This window comes from Streptomyces cyanogenus (assembly GCF_017526105.1).
Taxonomy (GTDB): domain Bacteria; phylum Actinomycetota; class Actinomycetes; order Streptomycetales; family Streptomycetaceae; genus Streptomyces; species Streptomyces cyanogenus.
This window is the reverse complement of sequence record NZ_CP071839.1, coordinates 6312206-6327623: the sequence shown is the minus strand read 5'-3', so window position 1 is coordinate 6327623 and position 15418 is coordinate 6312206. Positions and strand designations below refer to the sequence as shown.

The following is a 15418-nucleotide window of genomic DNA, read 5'->3' as shown; positions in this document are numbered from 1 at the left end:
AGTGGGCGGGTGCAGGATGGACGCATGGTCAGCTCCGCACACCGAGCCCTCGACGGCTTCTCCCCCGCGACCCGCGGCTGGTTCACGGGGGCGTTCTCCGCGCCCACCGCGGCCCAGGCGGGCGCGTGGAATGCCATCGGGGCGGGCTCGGACGTGCTGGTCGTCGCACCGACCGGCTCGGGCAAGACGCTGGCCGCGTTCCTCGCCGCCCTGGACCAGCTGGCGTCGACCCCACCCCCGGCCGACCCGAGGAAGCGCTGCCGGGTGCTGTACGTGTCGCCGCTGAAAGCCCTGGCGGTCGACGTCGAGCGCAATCTGCGCAGCCCGCTGACCGGTATCCGCCAGGAGTCGGTCCGCCTGGGCCTGCCCGAGCCGGAGGTCAGGGTCGGCATCCGCTCCGGCGACACCCCGGCGGCCGAGCGCCGTGCCCTGTCCACCCGGCCGCCGGACATCCTGATCACCACCCCCGAATCGCTGTTCCTGATGCTGACGTCGGCCACGCGCGACGCGCTCACGGGCGTGGAGACGGTGATCCTGGACGAGGTCCACGCGGTCGCGGGCACCAAGCGCGGCGCGCATCTCGCGCTCTCCCTGGAGCGGCTGGACGAGCTGCTGCCGAAGCCCGCCCGCCGGATCGGCCTGTCGGCGACCGTGCGCCCGGTGGACGAGGTGGCCCGGTACCTGTCCCCGCGCCGCAAGGTGGAGATCGTCCAGCCGGAGTCCGGCAAGGAGTTCGACCTCTCCGTCGTCGTCCCGGTCGAGGACATGGGCGAGCTGGGCGGCTCCCCGGCCGCCGACGCCGCCGAGGGCGGGGAGCGGCCGTCGATCTGGCCGCACGTTGAGGAGCGGATCGCCGACCTGGTCCAGGCCCACCGGTCCACGATCGTCTTCGCCAACTCCCGCCGCCTCGCGGAGCGGCTGTGCAACCGGCTCAACGAGATCGCGTACGAGCGGGCGACCGGCGAGACCCTGGAGGAGCACCACTCCCCGGCCCAGCTGATGGGCGGCTCGGGCGCCGCCCAGGGCGCGCCCCCGGTGATCGCCCGCGCGCACCACGGCTCGGTCTCCAAGGAGCAGCGCGCCCTGGTGGAGGAGGACCTGAAGGCGGGCCGGCTGCCCGCGGTGGTCGCCACCTCCAGCCTCGAACTCGGCATCGACATGGGTGCCGTGGACCTCGTCGTCCAGGTCGAGTCCCCGCCCTCGGTGGCCTCGGGCCTGCAGCGGGTGGGCCGCGCGGGGCACCAGGTCGGCGCCGTCTCCACCGGCGTCGTCTTCCCCAAGTACCGCGGTGACCTCGTCCAGGCGGCCGTGGTCACCGAGCGGATGCGTACCGGCTCCATCGAGTCCCTGAAGGTGCCCGCGAACCCGCTGGACGTGCTCGCGCAGCAGCTGGTCGCCATGACGGCGCTGGACACCTGGCAGTTCGACGACCTGCTCGCCGTGGTCCGCCGCGCGGCCCCGTTCGCGTCGCTGCCCGAGTCGGCGTTCACGGCGGTCCTCGACATGCTCGCGGGCCGCTACCCGTCGGACGCGTTCGCGGAGCTGCGCCCGCGCGTGGTGTGGGACCGCGTGACCGGCGAGATCACCGGCCGCCCGGGCGCCCAGCGCCTCGCCGTCACCTCCGGCGGCACGATCCCGGACCGCGGTCTGTTCGGCGTCTTCCTCGCCGGTTCCGACCCGAAGAAGGGCGGCGGCCGGGTCGGCGAGCTGGACGAGGAGATGGTCTACGAGTCCCGCGTCGGCGATGTCTTCACATTGGGCACGAGTTCCTGGCGGATCGAGGACATCACGCGCGACCGCGTCCTGGTCTCGCCGGCGCCGGGCGTGCCCGGCCGGCTGCCCTTCTGGAAGGGCGACCAGCTGGGCCGCCCGCTGGAGCTGGGCCGCGCGGTGGGCGCGTTCCTGCGCGAGGTCGGCTCGTTGTCCCGGGACGACGCGCGGCTGCGGCTGCTGGCGGCGGGCCTGGACGCGTGGGCGGCGGACAACGTGCTGTCGTACCTGGACGAGCAGCGCGAGGCCTGCGGCCACGTCCCGGACGACCGCACGATCGTCGTGGAGCGGTTCCGGGACGAGCTGGGCGACTGGCGGGTGGTCGTCCACTCTCCCTTCGGCGCCCAGGTCCACGCCCCCTGGGCCCTCGCCCTCGGCGCCCGCCTGTCCGAGCGGTACGGGATGGACGCGCAGGTCATGCACGCCGACGACGGCATCGTGCTGCGCCTGCCCGACGCCGACCTGATGGGCCTGGACCTGCTCGACCAGGAGCCGGTGAAGGCCGGCACCGAGTACGACAGCGAGCAGGCTCCGGTCGGCGCGGCCGACGTCGTCTTCGACAAGGGCGAGGTCGACCAGATCGTCACCGACCAGGTCGGCGGCTCGGCGTTGTTCGCCTCCCGGTTCCGCGAGTGCGCCGCCCGCGCGCTGCTGCTGCCGCGCCGCAACCCCGGCAAGCGCACCCCGCTGTGGCAGCAGCGCCAGCGGGCGGCCCAGCTGCTCCAGGTGGCGAGCGAGTTCGGCTCGTTCCCGATCGTCCTGGAGGCGGTCCGCGAATGCCTCCAGGACGTCTTCGACGTCCCCGGGCTGGTCGAGCTGATGGGCGACATCGAGTCCCGCAAGGTCCGTCTGGTCGAGGTCACCACTCCGCAGCCGTCCCCGTTCGCCCGCTCCCTGCTCTTCGGCTACGTCGCCCAGTTCCTGTACGAGGGCGACTCCCCGCTGGCCGAGCGGCGCGCCGCCGCGCTGTCCCTGGACTCGCGGCTGCTGGCCGAGCTGCTGGGCCAGGCGGAGCTGCGCGAACTGCTCGACGCCGAGGTGCTGACCGAGCTGGAGCGCGAGCTGCAGTGGCTCACCGAGGACCGGCGGGTCAAGGACGTGGAGGGCGTCGCCGATGTGCTGCGGCTGCTCGGCCCGCTGACCGACGCCGAGCTGGTCGCGCGGGGCGCGGACCCCCACTGGGCGAGGGAGCTGGCCGGGGCCCGGCGGGCGATCAAGGTGCGGATCGCGGGGACCGACCACTGGGCGGCCGTCGAGGACGCGGGCCGGCTGCGCGACGCGCTCGGCACGGCGCTGCCGGTCGGGGTGCCCGAGGCGTTCACCGAGCCGGTCAAGGACCCGCTGGGCGACCTCCTGGCGCGGTACGCCCGTACTCACGGCCCGTTCACCTCGGCCACCGCGGCGGCCCGCTTCGGCCTGGGCGTGGCGGTCACCGAGGGCGCCCTGCAGCGGCTGGCCGCGGCCGGCCGGGTCGTACAGGGCGAGTTCCACCCGGCGGGCATCGGCCAGGAGTGGTGCGACGCGGCCGTACTGCGCCGGCTGCGCCGCCGTTCCCTGGCGGCCCTGCGGCACGAGCTGGAGCCGGTGCCGCCCGCCGCGCTCGCCCAGTTCCTGCCGCAGTGGCAGCACATCGGCAAGGGTCATGGGCTGCGGGGGATCGACGGGCTGGTGCGCGCGATCGAGCAGTTGCAGGGCGCGTCCGTGCCGGCCTCCGCGTTGGAGAAGCTGGTGCTGCCCTCCCGCGTCGCCGGCTACACGCCCTCCCTGCTCGACGAGCTGACCGCCGCCGGCGAGGTGGTGTGGGCCGGCGCGGGCGCCCTGCCCGGCAAGGACGGCTGGGTCTCCCTCTACCTGGCGGACGCGGCACCGCTGCTGCTGCCGGCACCACACCCACTGGAGCTGACCGCGCTCCACCAGTCCGTCCTCGACACCCTCTCCGGGGGCTACGGCCTGTTCTTCCGGCAGATCGCCGACCAGGTCCGGGCGACCACGCACCCCGAGGTCACGGATCCCCAACTGGCGGACGCTCTGTGGGACCTGGCCTGGTCCGGCCGGCTCACCAACGACACGCTGGCGCCGATGCGCGCCCTTCTGGGCTCGGGTCGTACGGCGGGCTCGACCGCGCACCGCGCCAAGCGTGCCGTCCCGCGCGGTCGCTACGGCTCCCTCACCGCGGCCGCACGCACCGCCTCCCGCACCGGCCCGCCGACCGTGGCCGGCCGCTGGTCCCTGCTGCCCGCGGCCGAGCCCGACGCCACCGTGCGCGCGCACGCCCTGGCCCGCACTCTCCTGGACCGGCACGGCGTGGTCACCCGCGGCGCGGTCGCAGCCGAGGGTGTCGAGGGCGGCTTCTCCGCGGTGTACCGGGTGCTGTCGGTCTTCGAGGAGAGCGGTCAGGCCCGGCGCGGTTACGTGGTCGAGGGGCTGGGCGCGGCGCAGTTCGCCATGGACGGCGCCGTGGACCGCCTCCGCGCGGTGGCTAACGCCCGCGAGCGGGCCGAGGGCCTGCCCGCACCGGCCGGCCGGAACGGCTTCGGCGCACCGGGCGCCGCGAACGGTTTCACCGAGCCGGCCTTCCCGAACCCGTTCGACGACACGGACGGTACTCCGCACGGCCACGCCTCCCCCGGCGCCTTCGACGCGGCCGACGCCGGTTTCGCCCACCCCGGCCTGGACGGCGACTTCACCTGGCCGCCGGAGGACCACTCCCCCACCCAGGACGGCCACGCCTCCCCCCGCGAGCTAGCCGACCCGTTCGCCTCCCCCGGCTACGGCGGCCCCCGCGGCGGCGGCTCCACCCGCCAAGGCTCGTCGGCCTCCTACGGCTCGTCCGCCCCCTACGGCCCGGCGGCCTCCTACGGAACGGCCCCGCACCGCGGCTACGGCAACGGCCGCACGGGCGCCCTCGCCTCCGACCCCCGCGCCGTGGTCCTCGCCGCGGCCGACCCCGCGAACGCCTACGGCTCCGCGCTGCCCTGGCCCGAGCCGCCGACCGGAGCCGGGCACAAGCCGGGCCGCAAGGCCGGTTCGCTCGTCGTCCTGGTGGAGGGTGAGCTGACGCTGTACATGGAGCGCGGCGGCAAGACCCTGCTGGCCTGGCCCGCCGCACCGGACGACCCCCGCCTGCGTACGGCAGCCGAGGCGCTGGCCGCGGCGGCCCGCGCGGGCTCGCTCGGCACGGTCACGGTCGAGCGGATCAACGGCACCCAGGCCCTGACCTCCCCCATAGGCACCCTCCTGGAGGCAGCGGGCTTCGTGGCAACACCACGCGGCCTCCGACTGAGAGCATGACCGGCACCGCCACCACCACCCGGTCACCCACCTCGGCCCCCGGGTCCGGCACACCGACCGCCGGCTGCCCCACCGGACGCCGCGCCCACCGCCCGGCACACCCAACCCTGCCGCGCCAGACAGGGCGTCCACCGCCCGCCACGACCAACCCTGCCTCACCCGCCCCGGCACACCGACCCCCGCCCGCGCCACCACCCCCATCCCACCCGACACCGCATCCACCGCCCGGGCAGCCCCCGGATCCGCTGCCCCCTGCCCTACCCCACCGGCCATCCCAACCGCCCCACCCCGCCCGACCCCGTCGTGGCACCCTTGACGCATGCCCGAAGGTGACACGGTCTGGCAGGCCGCGCGGCGGCTGCACGAGGCGCTCGCGGGCAAGCCGCTGACCCGTAGCGACTTCCGCGTGCCGAAGTACGCGACGGTCGACCTCACCGGCCGCAGGGTGCTGAACACGATCCCGCGTGGCAAGCACCTGCTCACCCGGTTCGAGGGCGGCCTGACCCTCCACACCCATCTGCGCATGGAGGGCACGTGGAAGGTGTACGGCGTCGGCGAACGCTGGCGGGGCGGGCCGACGCACCAGATCCGGGCGGTCCTCGGCACCGTCGACCGGACGGCCGTCGGCTACCGCCTGCAGGTCCTGGAGTTGCTGCGCTCCACCGAGGAGGAACGGGTCGTCGGCCACCTGGGCCCCGACCTCCTCGGCCCCGACTGGGACCCCGAGCGTGCCCTGGCCAACATCCTCGCCGACCCCGGCCGCCAGCTCGGCGAGGCCCTGCTGGACCAGCGCAATCTGGCGGGCATCGGCAACATCTACAAGAGCGAACTGTGCTTCCTGCTCGGCGTGACCCCGTGGTTGCCGGCCGGCGCGCTGCCCGCGGACCGCGCCGAGAAGCTGCCCGGTCTGGCCAAGCGGCTCCTGGAGGCGAACCGTGACCGCCCGGTCCGGCAGACCACCGGCCTGCACCGGCACGACCTGTTCGTCTACGGCCGGGCGCCCCGCCCGTGCCTGCGCTGCCACACCCCCGTCCGGGTCGCCGACCAGGGCGACGGCTCCCAGGAGCGCCCGACCTACTGGTGCCCCGCCTGCCAGACGGGCCCCGCTCCGGCACCGGGCTCACCACAGCGCTGGCGGGACAAGTACCCCCGCCGCACCGGCTGACCGCCCGACACCCGCCGCCCGCCGGCTTCCCCACGCTCCAGGCTCCTGGCTCCTCCGCCTAATTGACGACCCGTCAGAAATGCTCGTACCGTCGCCTGCATGGCCCTCAGCGCGTACGACCTCAGCGGACGCACCGCCTTCGTCACCGGAGCCGCCGGCGGGATCGGGCGGGCCTGCGCGGTGCTGCTCGCCGAGGCGGGCGCGACGGTGCACTGCGCCGACCGGGACCCGGACGGCCTGGACGGCACGGCCGCGCTGATCGACGGGCACGGCGGCACGGCCCACGTCCACGTCCTCGACGTCACCGACCGGGCCCGGCTCGGCGAGGCGGTCCGGTCCTGCGAGCGGCTGGACGTGCTGGCGGCGATCGCGGGGATCATGCACAGCAGCCCGGTACTGGAAACCAGGGACGAGGACCTCGACCGGGTGCTGGACGTCAACTTCAAGGGCGTGCTGTACGCCTGCCAGGAGGCGGCCCGTGTGATGCTCGCCCACGGGACCCGCGGCAGCATCGTCACCATGGCCTCGGGCGCGGTCGACACCGGCGGCGCCGGGCTGCTCTGCTACGGCGCGGCCAAGGCGGCCGTGGTGCAGCTGACCAGGACACTGGCCACCGAGGTCGGCCCGCACGGCATCCGGGTCAACGCCGTCGCGCCGGGCTGGATCCGCACCCCCATGACCGACCGCCACGACCGGGAGGCGCAGGCGCACACGGAGGCCGCGATGACCCGCCTGACACCGCTCGGCCGGGTCGGCGAACCGGACGACGTCGCACACGCGGTGCTGTACCTGGCGTCGGACGCGTCGGCCTTCACGACGGGTCAGATACTTCGTCCGAACGGGGGTGCGGCGATGCCCTGGTGACGTCACCGGCCCGCCAGGCGGCCACCCAGCGCCCCGCCGGCACGGCCCCGGTCGCGCGCTCCTCGGGCACACAGTGCACGGGCAGCAGGCTCAGCCCCCACCCGCCGGCGACGACGGCGCCTTCCAGCAGGCCCGAGCCGCCGCCCGCGGCGAGCCGCAGCACGGCCCACCACCACACCGCCCCGAGTCCGAGCGCCACCACCCAGCGCACTATCCGCCCCGCCATGCCCGCCACCACCTCCAGCCGGACGCTAGACCGCCACCCCGACCGCCCGGGAGGCGCATCGAGGGCTCACTGATGCAGCGCCGGGAGGAGAACAGCCCGTCCGGCGTGGGAGGACGAGGCCGGCCGCTTACGCGTTCTCCGCCTGGAACATCCAGTGGTGCTTCTCCAGGTCGGCCGTGATCCCGATGAAGATGTCCTGGGTCACCGCGTCGGGCGCCCCGGTCGCCTGGACCCGCTCCCGCATCCGGGTGATCACCGCGCCCAGCGCGTCCACCATCGCCCCGACCGCGGCCGCGTCCTTGATCCATCCGGCGGGAGTGGTCTCGATGCCGCTGCCGGAGGCCACCGTGGCGGCGCGCCCGTCGGGCGGGATGCCCAGCGCCGAGGCCCGCTCGGCCACCGTGTCCATGTGGGTGCGGGCGGAGTCGACCACCTCGTCCAGCTGGAGGTGGACGGAGCGGAAGCGGGGGCCGACGACGTTCCAGTGGATCTGCTTGGCGACCAGGGCGAGGTCCACCAGGTCGACCAGGGCACCCTGCAGCGCCTCGGACACGGTCTTCAGATCCGCGTCGGCCAACGGGCTCTTCACGACGTACATCCGCTTCCTCCGGTGCTCGGGCGCCGTCACGTCCCTCCACGATGACCGCACCGCACAACCCCGGCAAACCGACGCTCAACGGGTGAAGGGCGACGAAAAGCCCCGGCCGGCTCCCCAGGTCTCCCTGGAGCAGCCGGCCGGGGCTTCACACGTCTCGGGTCGCTAGGCCGTGCACACGAACCTCACGCGGCGACCACGTCCACGGCCTCCGCGGGTGCCTTGATGGTCACCCGTTCCGGTGGCACACCGGTCACCGACACCGAACCCAGCATCGGACGGACCGGCGTGGGCACGGGCTCGGTGGCCCGGGCGGACTGGGCCAGTTCGGCGAGCGCCAGCTCGTCGCTCACTTCCCGCATGAGTTCCGACATCCGTACGTCCAGCGCGTCGCAGATGGCGGCGAGCAGCTCGGAGGAAGCCTCCTTCTGCCCCCGCTCCACCTCGGAGAGATAGCCGAGTGAGACTCGGGCGGACGAGGAGACTTCGCGCAGAGTACGGCCCTGGCGTTGGCGCTGCCGACGCAGCACGTCACCCAGCAGGCGACGGAGCAGAATCATCGGTGGCTCCCTCCTCGGACCGCGTAGCCGCATCCTTCTCGCCCCACCGTACCGCCTTGCGCCGCGGCCGTGCGGGGAGCGATGTCGTGTTCACTCAGGGCTGCAAACATCAAAACCCCCCGTTCCGTTCCGTATCCTGTGCCCGCTCATTCCCAGTCTGTTCGCCCGCAAGCTGCTCCAGGAGCACTGCGAGTACGCTCCGTACACTCTCCATACGAATTTCCGCACGGCCGCCGTTCAACCGCAGAGCCTCGACTTTTCCGCCACCGGCAGAACCCACCCGGTCGGTGAGGGGTCCGTCGACGGCCACGAAGACCGTTCCGACGGGCTGTCCGTCCTGTGGATCGGGGCCGGCGACCCCGGTCGTGGCGATGCCCCAGTCGGTCCCCAGGGCCTTGCGCACACCGGCCGCCATCTGGCCCGCCACCTGCGGATCCACCGCTCCGCGCTGGGCCAGCAGAGTGGCGTCGACGCCCAGCAGCCGGTGCTTCAGCTCGGTGGCGTAGGCAGTGATCGATCCCCGGAACACCCGGGAGGCCCCGGGCACCCCGGTGATCTCCGCCGCTACCAGGCCACCGGTCAGCGACTCGGCGACGGCAAGGGTCTCGCCCCTCACGGTCAGTAGTCGCACCAGTTCGGTGGCCGCGGAACTCACGCTTCCTTCTCCTCCAACGCCGCGGCGCGCTCGGCGATTCCCCGTCGGCGCAGCACAATGGCTTGTCTCACGTAGTCGAGGCCGGTAACGACCGTCAGGACGACCGCCACGGCCATCACCCAGAACCTCAGGGTGGCCAGCCACCCCGTCAGTGCCAGGACGTACATCCCGACGGCCACGCCCTGGGTGAGCGTCTTCAGCTTGCCGCCCCGGCTGGCGGGGATCACGCCGTAGCGAATGACCAGAAAACGCAGCAGCGTGATGCCGAGTTCCCGGCCGAGGATCACGGCCGTCACCCACCACGGCAGATCGCCCAGGGCGGACAGGCAGATCAGCGCCGCACCCATGATCGCCTTGTCGGCGATGGGGTCGGCGATCTTCCCGAAGTCGGTGACGAGGTTGTAGGTGCGCGCCAGATGACCGTCGAACAGGTCGGTGATCATGGCGATGGCGAAGGCGGCCCAGGCCACGGAGCGCCAGGCCGGGTCGTAGCCGCCGCCGGTCAGCATCAGCGCCACGAAGGCGGGCACCAGGAGCAGGCGGAGCATGGTCAGCAGATTGGCGACGTTCCAGACGCTCGCCTGGTTGACGGCCGCGGCCGCGATCTTCCCGCCGCGCGCGGGCCTGCCGCCCTCGGGAGCCGTGGCCGGGCCGGCAGCGGAACCGGAGATCTCGGACCGGGCGGCGTCGGCAGCGGCGGCGGACCCCCGGGCGCCCTGCGCGCCGGAGGAGCCGCCCGCGGCGGATGCCGGGACTCCGGTCATCTGCCGGCCTCCTCACTACACGCGAGCGAACCGGTCAGCGGCTCGGCCACCAGGTCGACACCTTCCGTACCGACCACCTTTACCTCGACCATACGTCCGACACTCAGACCGGCGCCGCTCGTGAGCAGGACCTGGCCGTCGGTCTCCGGCGCCTGGTGCGCGGCCCGGCCGTAGACGCCCTCCTCCTCGTCCACGGACTCCACCAGGACCCGCAGGGTCTCGCCGACGCGCTCCTCGGCGCGCTGCGAGACGAGTTCCTCGGCGAGCCGGGAGATGTGGGCCAGGCGCTCGGCGACGACGTCCTGGTCCAGCTTGTTGTCGTAGGTCGCCGCTTCCGTGCCCTCCTCGTCGGAGTAGCCGAAGACGCCGATGGCGTCCAGCCTGGCGCCGTTCAGGAAGCGCTGCAGTTCGGCCAGGTCCGACTCGGTCTCGCCGGGGAAGCCGACGATGAAGTTGGAGCGCACGCCGGCCTCGGGCGCCTTGCTGCGGATGGTGTCGAGCAGCTCCAGGAAGCGGTCGGTGTCGCCGAAGCGGCGCATGGCGCGCAGCACGCCGGGCGCGGAGTGCTGGAAGGACAGGTCGAAGTAGGGGGCGACCTTGGGGGTGGAGGTCAGGACGTCGATGAGGCCCGGACGCATCTCGGCCGGCTGGAGGTAGCTGACCCGCACCCGCTCGATGCCGTCGACCTCGGCCAGCTCGGGCAGCAGGGACTCCAGCAGGCGGATGTCGCCGAGGTCCTTGCCGTAGGAGGTGTTGTTCTCGGAGACCAGCATGATCTCCTTCACGCCCTGCTCGGCCAGCCAGCGGGTCTCGTTCAGGACGTCGCTGGGGCGGCGGGAGATGAAGGAGCCGCGGAAGGACGGGATGGCGCAGAAGGAGCAGCGCCGGTCGCAGCCGGAGGCCAGCTTGACCGAGGCGACCGGGGAGCCGTCCAGGCGGCGGCGCAGGGGCGCGCGGGGGCCGGAGGCGGGCGCGACGCCCTCCGGGAGGTCGGTGGGGCCGTGCCCGGGCAGGGCGACCGCGGCGGCCGACTCCTGGCGCTCGGCCGGGCTGATCGGCAGCAGCTTGCGCCGGTCGCGCGGGGTGTGGGAGGCGTGGATGCCGCCGGACAGGATGGTCTGCAGGCGGTCGGAGATGTCCGTGTAGTCGTCGAAGCCGAGCACGCCGTCGGCCTCGGGCAGCGCCTCGGCCAGTTCCTTGCCGTACCGCTCGGCCATGCACCCCACCGCCACGACGGCCTGGGTTCTTCCATGGCTCTTGAGGTCGTTGGCCTCCAGGAGGGCGTCGACGGAGTCCTTCTTCGCGGCCTCCACGAAGCCACAGGTGTTGACCACGGCGACGTCGGCGTCCGCTGCGTCCTCGACGAGCTGCCAGCCGTCCGCCTCCAAACGGCCTGCGAGCTCTTCGGAGTCCACCTCGTTACGAGCGCAGCCGAGAGTGACGAGTGCGACGGTACGGCGTTCAGGCATGGGCTCAAGACTACTTTGTCTCACTGACAGCCCACGTCGACGGGGTTGGCCGATTGTGGCCGACTCCGTCACATCCGCCGCGCCCGGCCGTCAGCCCGCCACCGGGTCGCCCTTGGTGTAGGTGAGCCGCTCCACCGCGCCGGGCCGGAAGGTGTCCTCGATCTTCTTGCCGTTGACGTACAGCTCGATCGCGCCGGCGTCCCCGAGGATCAGGTTGATCTTGGAGCTGTCCTGGAAGGTCTTGTGCTGGCCCTTCTTCAGCAGCCCGTCGAAGAGCATCCGGCCGTTGTGGTCCTTGACCGAGATCCAGCTGCGTCCGTTGGGGGCGCTGACCTGGACGGTCACCTTGTCCTGGGGGGCGGCGGCGATGGCGCTGTCGGAGGGCTCGCCGGTCGGCTCGGCGGGCTTGGGCTTCTTCGTCTTCGGCGGGGCGGACTTCACCGTGGCGGCCGTGGCGCCCTCGGCGACCTGCGCCTTGGAGTCGCCGGAGCTGTCGCCGCCCTTGAACGCGGTGAACCCGACGAACCCGATCACGACGACGATCGCGGCGACCATCGCCGCGGTCCAGTTCGGGCCGCGCCGCTCCGGCCGGATCCGCTCCGCCTCGAACAGGGGTGCGGCGGGGGTGGGCGCGGGCCGGCCGCCGTGCTCGGCGTCGTACTGGGCGATCAGCGGCTCGGGGTCGAGGTGGACGGCCCTGGCCAGCGTGCGGATGTGCCCACGGGCGTACACGGCGCCGCCGCAGGGGGCGAAGTCGTCCGCCTCGATGGCGTGCACGATGGCGATACGGACACGAGTGGCACTGCTGACGTCGTCCACGGTGAGCCCGGCCGCGATCCGCGCCTGCTGCAGTGCGCGGCCCACGGAGGGTCGGGCTTCCTGGGACTCGTCTCGGAACGGACGCTCGTCTTCAGGGGAGTTGCCGATGGACACGGGGGCGCCTTTCGAGCGTGTAGCCACCTGTGCTGGAAGCTCAGTCTAGGGGGGGTACGAAAGGGTGGGGCAACCGGGCGGTGGGACTTTGTACGCCATCGGAATGGCCCGACATTCCGAGGACGTGACAGGCAGATACCCCAGGATCCGGGCCCTACCTGTCCTCTCGCTCAACTTGACGTACGACAAAGGGAAACGGTTGCTCACCGACATCTAACAGGTGGATCACGGCGATCCGGCCGGCCGACGTAACCCACTTCCGCCGAACGGCCCTTCGTCACTCACCCTTCGGACTCCCCGCGAATCACGGCGAGCACACCGTCCAGCTCGTCGGGTTTCACCAGGACGTCACGCGCCTTGGAGCCCTCGCTCGGTCCCACGATGTTGCGGGACTCCATGAGGTCCATGAGCCGTCCGGCCTTGGCGAAGCCGACGCGCAGCTTGCGCTGGAGCATCGAGGTCGACCCGAACTGGGTGGAGACGACCAGCTCGGCCGCCTGGCACAGCAGGTCCAGGTCGTCGCCGATGTCCTCGTCGATCTCCTTCTTCTGCTTGGTGCCCACGGTGACGTCGTCCCGGAAGACGGGCGCCATCTGCTCCTTGCAGTGCCGGACGACGGCCGCGACCTCCTCCTCGGTCACGAAGGCGCCCTGCATACGGGTCGGCTTGTTCGCGCCCATCGGCAGGAACAGGCCGTCGCCCTTGCCGATCAGCTTCTCGGCGCCGGGCTGGTCGAGGATCACCCGGGAGTCGGCGAGCGAGGAGGTGGCGAAGGCGAGCCGGGAGGGCACGTTGGCCTTGATCAGACCCGTGACCACGTCGACCGACGGACGCTGGGTGGCGAGGACCAGGTGGATGCCGGCCGCGCGCGCGAGCTGCGTGATGCGCACGATCGCGTCCTCGACGTCACGCGGGGCCACCATCATCAGGTCCGCCAGCTCGTCCACGATCACCAGCAGGTACGGGTACGGCTGCAGCTCCCGCTCGCTGCCCTCGGGCGGCTTGACCTTGCCCTCGCGCACCGCGCGGTTGAAGTCGTCGATGTGCCGGTACCCGTAGGCGGCCAGGTCGTCGTACCTGAGGTCCATCTCCCGGACCACCCACTGCAGCGCCTCGGCGGCCCGCTTGGGGTTGGTGATGATCGGCGTGATCAGGTGCGGGATGCCCTCGTAGGCGGTCAGCTCGACCCGCTTGGGGTCGACCAGGATCATCCGGACGTCCTCCGGCGTCGCCCGCATCATGACCGAGGTGATCAGGCAGTTGATGCAGGACGACTTGCCGGAGCCGGTGGCGCCGGCGACCAGCATGTGCGGCATCTTCGCCAGCGAGTGCATGACGTACCCGCCCTCGACGTCCTTGCCGAAGGCCACCAGCATCGGGTCGTCGTCCTCGGCGGACTCCGCCAGACGCAGCACGTCGCCGAGGTTGACCATCTCCCGGTCGGTGTTCGGGATCTCGATGCCCACCGCGGACTTGCCGGGGATGGGGCTGATGATCCGCACGTCCGGGCTGGCGACGGCGTAGGCGATGTTCTTGGTCAGCGCGGTGATCCGCTCGACCTTCACGGCGGGGCCCAGCTCGACCTCGTAACGGGTGACCGTCGGGCCGCGGGTGAAGCCGGTGACGGCCGCGTCGACCTTGAACTCGGTGAAGACCTGGGTGAGCGAGGCGACGACGGCGTCGTTGGCGGCGCTGCGCGCCTTGCCCGGGCCGCCGCGGGTCAGCAGGTCCAGCGAGGGCAGCGCGTAGGTGATGTCGCCGGACAGCTGGAGCTGCTCCGCGCGCGCGGGCAGGTCGCGGGGCTCGTCGGGGGCCTTCTTGGTGAGGTCGGGGACGCTGCCGGTGCTGAGTTTCTCCTGCCTGGGGCGGGCGGCCGGGACCGCCGCCGGTGCGGGCGTGGGCGCGGGCGCCGGTGTGGGCACCGGGGTGGTGTCCTCGCGTTCGCCCACGCTCACCCCCTGGGTGAGGTCGGCGACGAGCGGGGACGGTGGCATGCCGTGCTGCACGGCACCGTCGAGCGCGGCTGCCGCGGCGGCGGCGACGTCCACGGCGTCCAGCTGCCGCTGCGGGTCCGGCTGTGGCACCGCGGAGCGCCTGGGCCGCCCGCGGCGCTGCGTGAGGGCCTCCTCCTCGGCGCGCTCCGGGTCGTACGCCCGAGGTGCGCCTGCGCGCCTGCGCGGGCGCGCGGGCGTCGTCTCGCGCCACTGCTCGTCGTAGCCCTCGTCGTCCAGGACGAGCCGGTCCGCCTCGGGATCGTGCAGCACTCCCAGGTGCACACCGAGCGTGCGCAGCCGCTGCGGGACGGCGTTGACCGGGGTGGCGGTCACCACGAGCAGTCCGAAGACCGTCAGCAGCACCAGCAGGGGTACGGCGAGTACCTCGCTCATGGTGTAGGTCAGCGGGGTGGCCGCCGCCCAGCCGATGAGGCCGCCGGCGTCCCTTATGCCCTGCATGCCGGCGCTGCGCGCGGGCGAGCCGCAGGCGATGTGGACCTGGCCGAGCACGCCGATGACGAGCGCGGACAGGCCGATCACGATCCGCCCGTTGGCCTCCGGCTTCTCCGGGTGCCGCACGAACCGTACGGCGATCACCGCGAGCAGTATCGGCACCAGCAGGTCGAGCCGGCCGAAGGCGCCGGTGACCAGGATCTCGACCAGGTCGCCGACGGGGCCGCGCAGGTCCGCCCAGGTACCGGCGGCGACGATCAGCGCGACAGCGAACAGCAGCAGCGCGACGCCGTCCTTGCGGTGGGCCGGGTCCAGGTTCTTCGCGCCCTGCCCTATGCCGCGGAAGACGGCGCCGACGGCGTGCGCGAGGCCGAGCCAGAGGGCGCGCACCAGCCGGTACACGCCCCCGGTGGGGCTGGGTGCCGGCTTCGCGGGCGCGGCCTTCTTCACCGCGGCCTTCCTGGCGGGCGCCTTCTTTGCCGGGACCCTCTTCGCGGCGGCCTTCTTCGCCGGAGCCTTCACGGGAGCAGCCGCCTTCTTGGCGGGCTGCTTCTTGGCTGCGGAGGGACGTGAGGCCATGGATGTGAGATTACCGGGGGAGACGGCGGCGGACACGTGTGCCCACAGCTTCACCCGTTCGTGTCGTGCTTGCCGGGGCCCGGAACTGACGCACACTCAT

11 protein-coding genes are annotated in these 15418 nt (G+C 72.9%); 3 read left to right on the top strand and 8 right to left on the bottom strand.

The genetic code is table 11. From position 1 onward, the window contains the following. Positions 1-24 precede the first annotated feature (24 nt). From S1361_RS28555 to S1361_RS28545, 3 genes are all read left to right on the top strand, one after another. Positions 25-5061, top strand: a complete 5037-nt coding sequence (locus S1361_RS28555) for an ATP-dependent helicase (protein WP_208034770.1) — start codon at positions 25-27, stop codon at positions 5059-5061. Positions 5062-5380: 319 nt separating this feature from the next. After that, positions 5381-6226, top strand: coding sequence for an Fpg/Nei family DNA glycosylase (locus S1361_RS28550; protein WP_208034769.1), 846 nt, complete (start codon positions 5381-5383; stop codon positions 6224-6226). A gap of 99 nt (positions 6227-6325) precedes the next feature. Beyond that, complete coding sequence (locus S1361_RS28545; protein WP_208034768.1) at positions 6326-7090, top strand: SDR family NAD(P)-dependent oxidoreductase; 765 nt, start codon at positions 6326-6328, stop codon at positions 7088-7090. Here S1361_RS28545 and S1361_RS28540 read toward each other — a convergent pair. The 8 genes from S1361_RS28540 to S1361_RS28505 all read right to left on the bottom strand — a co-directional run bounded on the left by S1361_RS28540 (position 7038) and on the right by S1361_RS28505 (position 15318). After that, a complete protein-coding gene (locus S1361_RS28540) occupies positions 7038-7316 on the bottom strand; it encodes a hypothetical protein (protein ID WP_208034767.1) in 279 nt (92 codons plus the stop codon). The two genes, S1361_RS28545 and S1361_RS28540, sit on opposite strands and share 53 nt — an antisense overlap. A gap of 127 nt (positions 7317-7443) precedes the next feature. Further along, complete coding sequence (locus tag S1361_RS28535) at positions 7444-7914, bottom strand: Dps family protein (RefSeq protein ID WP_208036806.1); 471 nt, start codon at positions 7912-7914, stop codon at positions 7444-7446. Between the two features lie 182 nt (positions 7915-8096). Further along, positions 8097-8471: a helix-turn-helix domain-containing protein gene (locus S1361_RS28530; RefSeq protein WP_014675397.1), complete on the bottom strand. Its 375-nt coding sequence runs from the start codon at positions 8469-8471 to the stop codon at positions 8097-8099. 109 nt (positions 8472-8580) lie between these two features. Further along, entirely contained in the window at positions 8581-9126 is a 546-nt protein-coding gene (locus S1361_RS28525; RefSeq protein ID WP_208034766.1) for a CinA family protein, read from the bottom strand. Next, positions 9123-9890, bottom strand: coding sequence for a CDP-diacylglycerol--glycerol-3-phosphate 3-phosphatidyltransferase (gene pgsA / locus S1361_RS28520; protein WP_208034765.1), 768 nt, complete (start codon positions 9888-9890; stop codon positions 9123-9125). Before pgsA ends, S1361_RS28525 begins: the two co-directional genes overlap by 4 nt. After that, the gene (gene rimO / locus S1361_RS28515) at positions 9887-11359 is read right to left on the bottom strand and encodes a 30S ribosomal protein S12 methylthiotransferase RimO (RefSeq protein WP_208034764.1); all 1473 of its coding nucleotides are present in this window, start codon (positions 11357-11359) and stop codon (positions 9887-9889) included. Before rimO ends, pgsA begins: the two co-directional genes overlap by 4 nt. Positions 11360-11449: 90 nt before the next feature. After that, positions 11450-12292: a helix-turn-helix domain-containing protein gene (locus tag S1361_RS28510; protein WP_208034763.1), complete on the bottom strand. Its 843-nt coding sequence runs from the start codon at positions 12290-12292 to the stop codon at positions 11450-11452. Positions 12293-12573: 281 nt separating this feature from the next. Next, positions 12574-15318, bottom strand: coding sequence for a DNA translocase FtsK (locus tag S1361_RS28505; RefSeq protein ID WP_208034762.1), 2745 nt, complete (start codon positions 15316-15318; stop codon positions 12574-12576). Between the last annotated feature and the right edge of the window lie 100 nt (positions 15319-15418).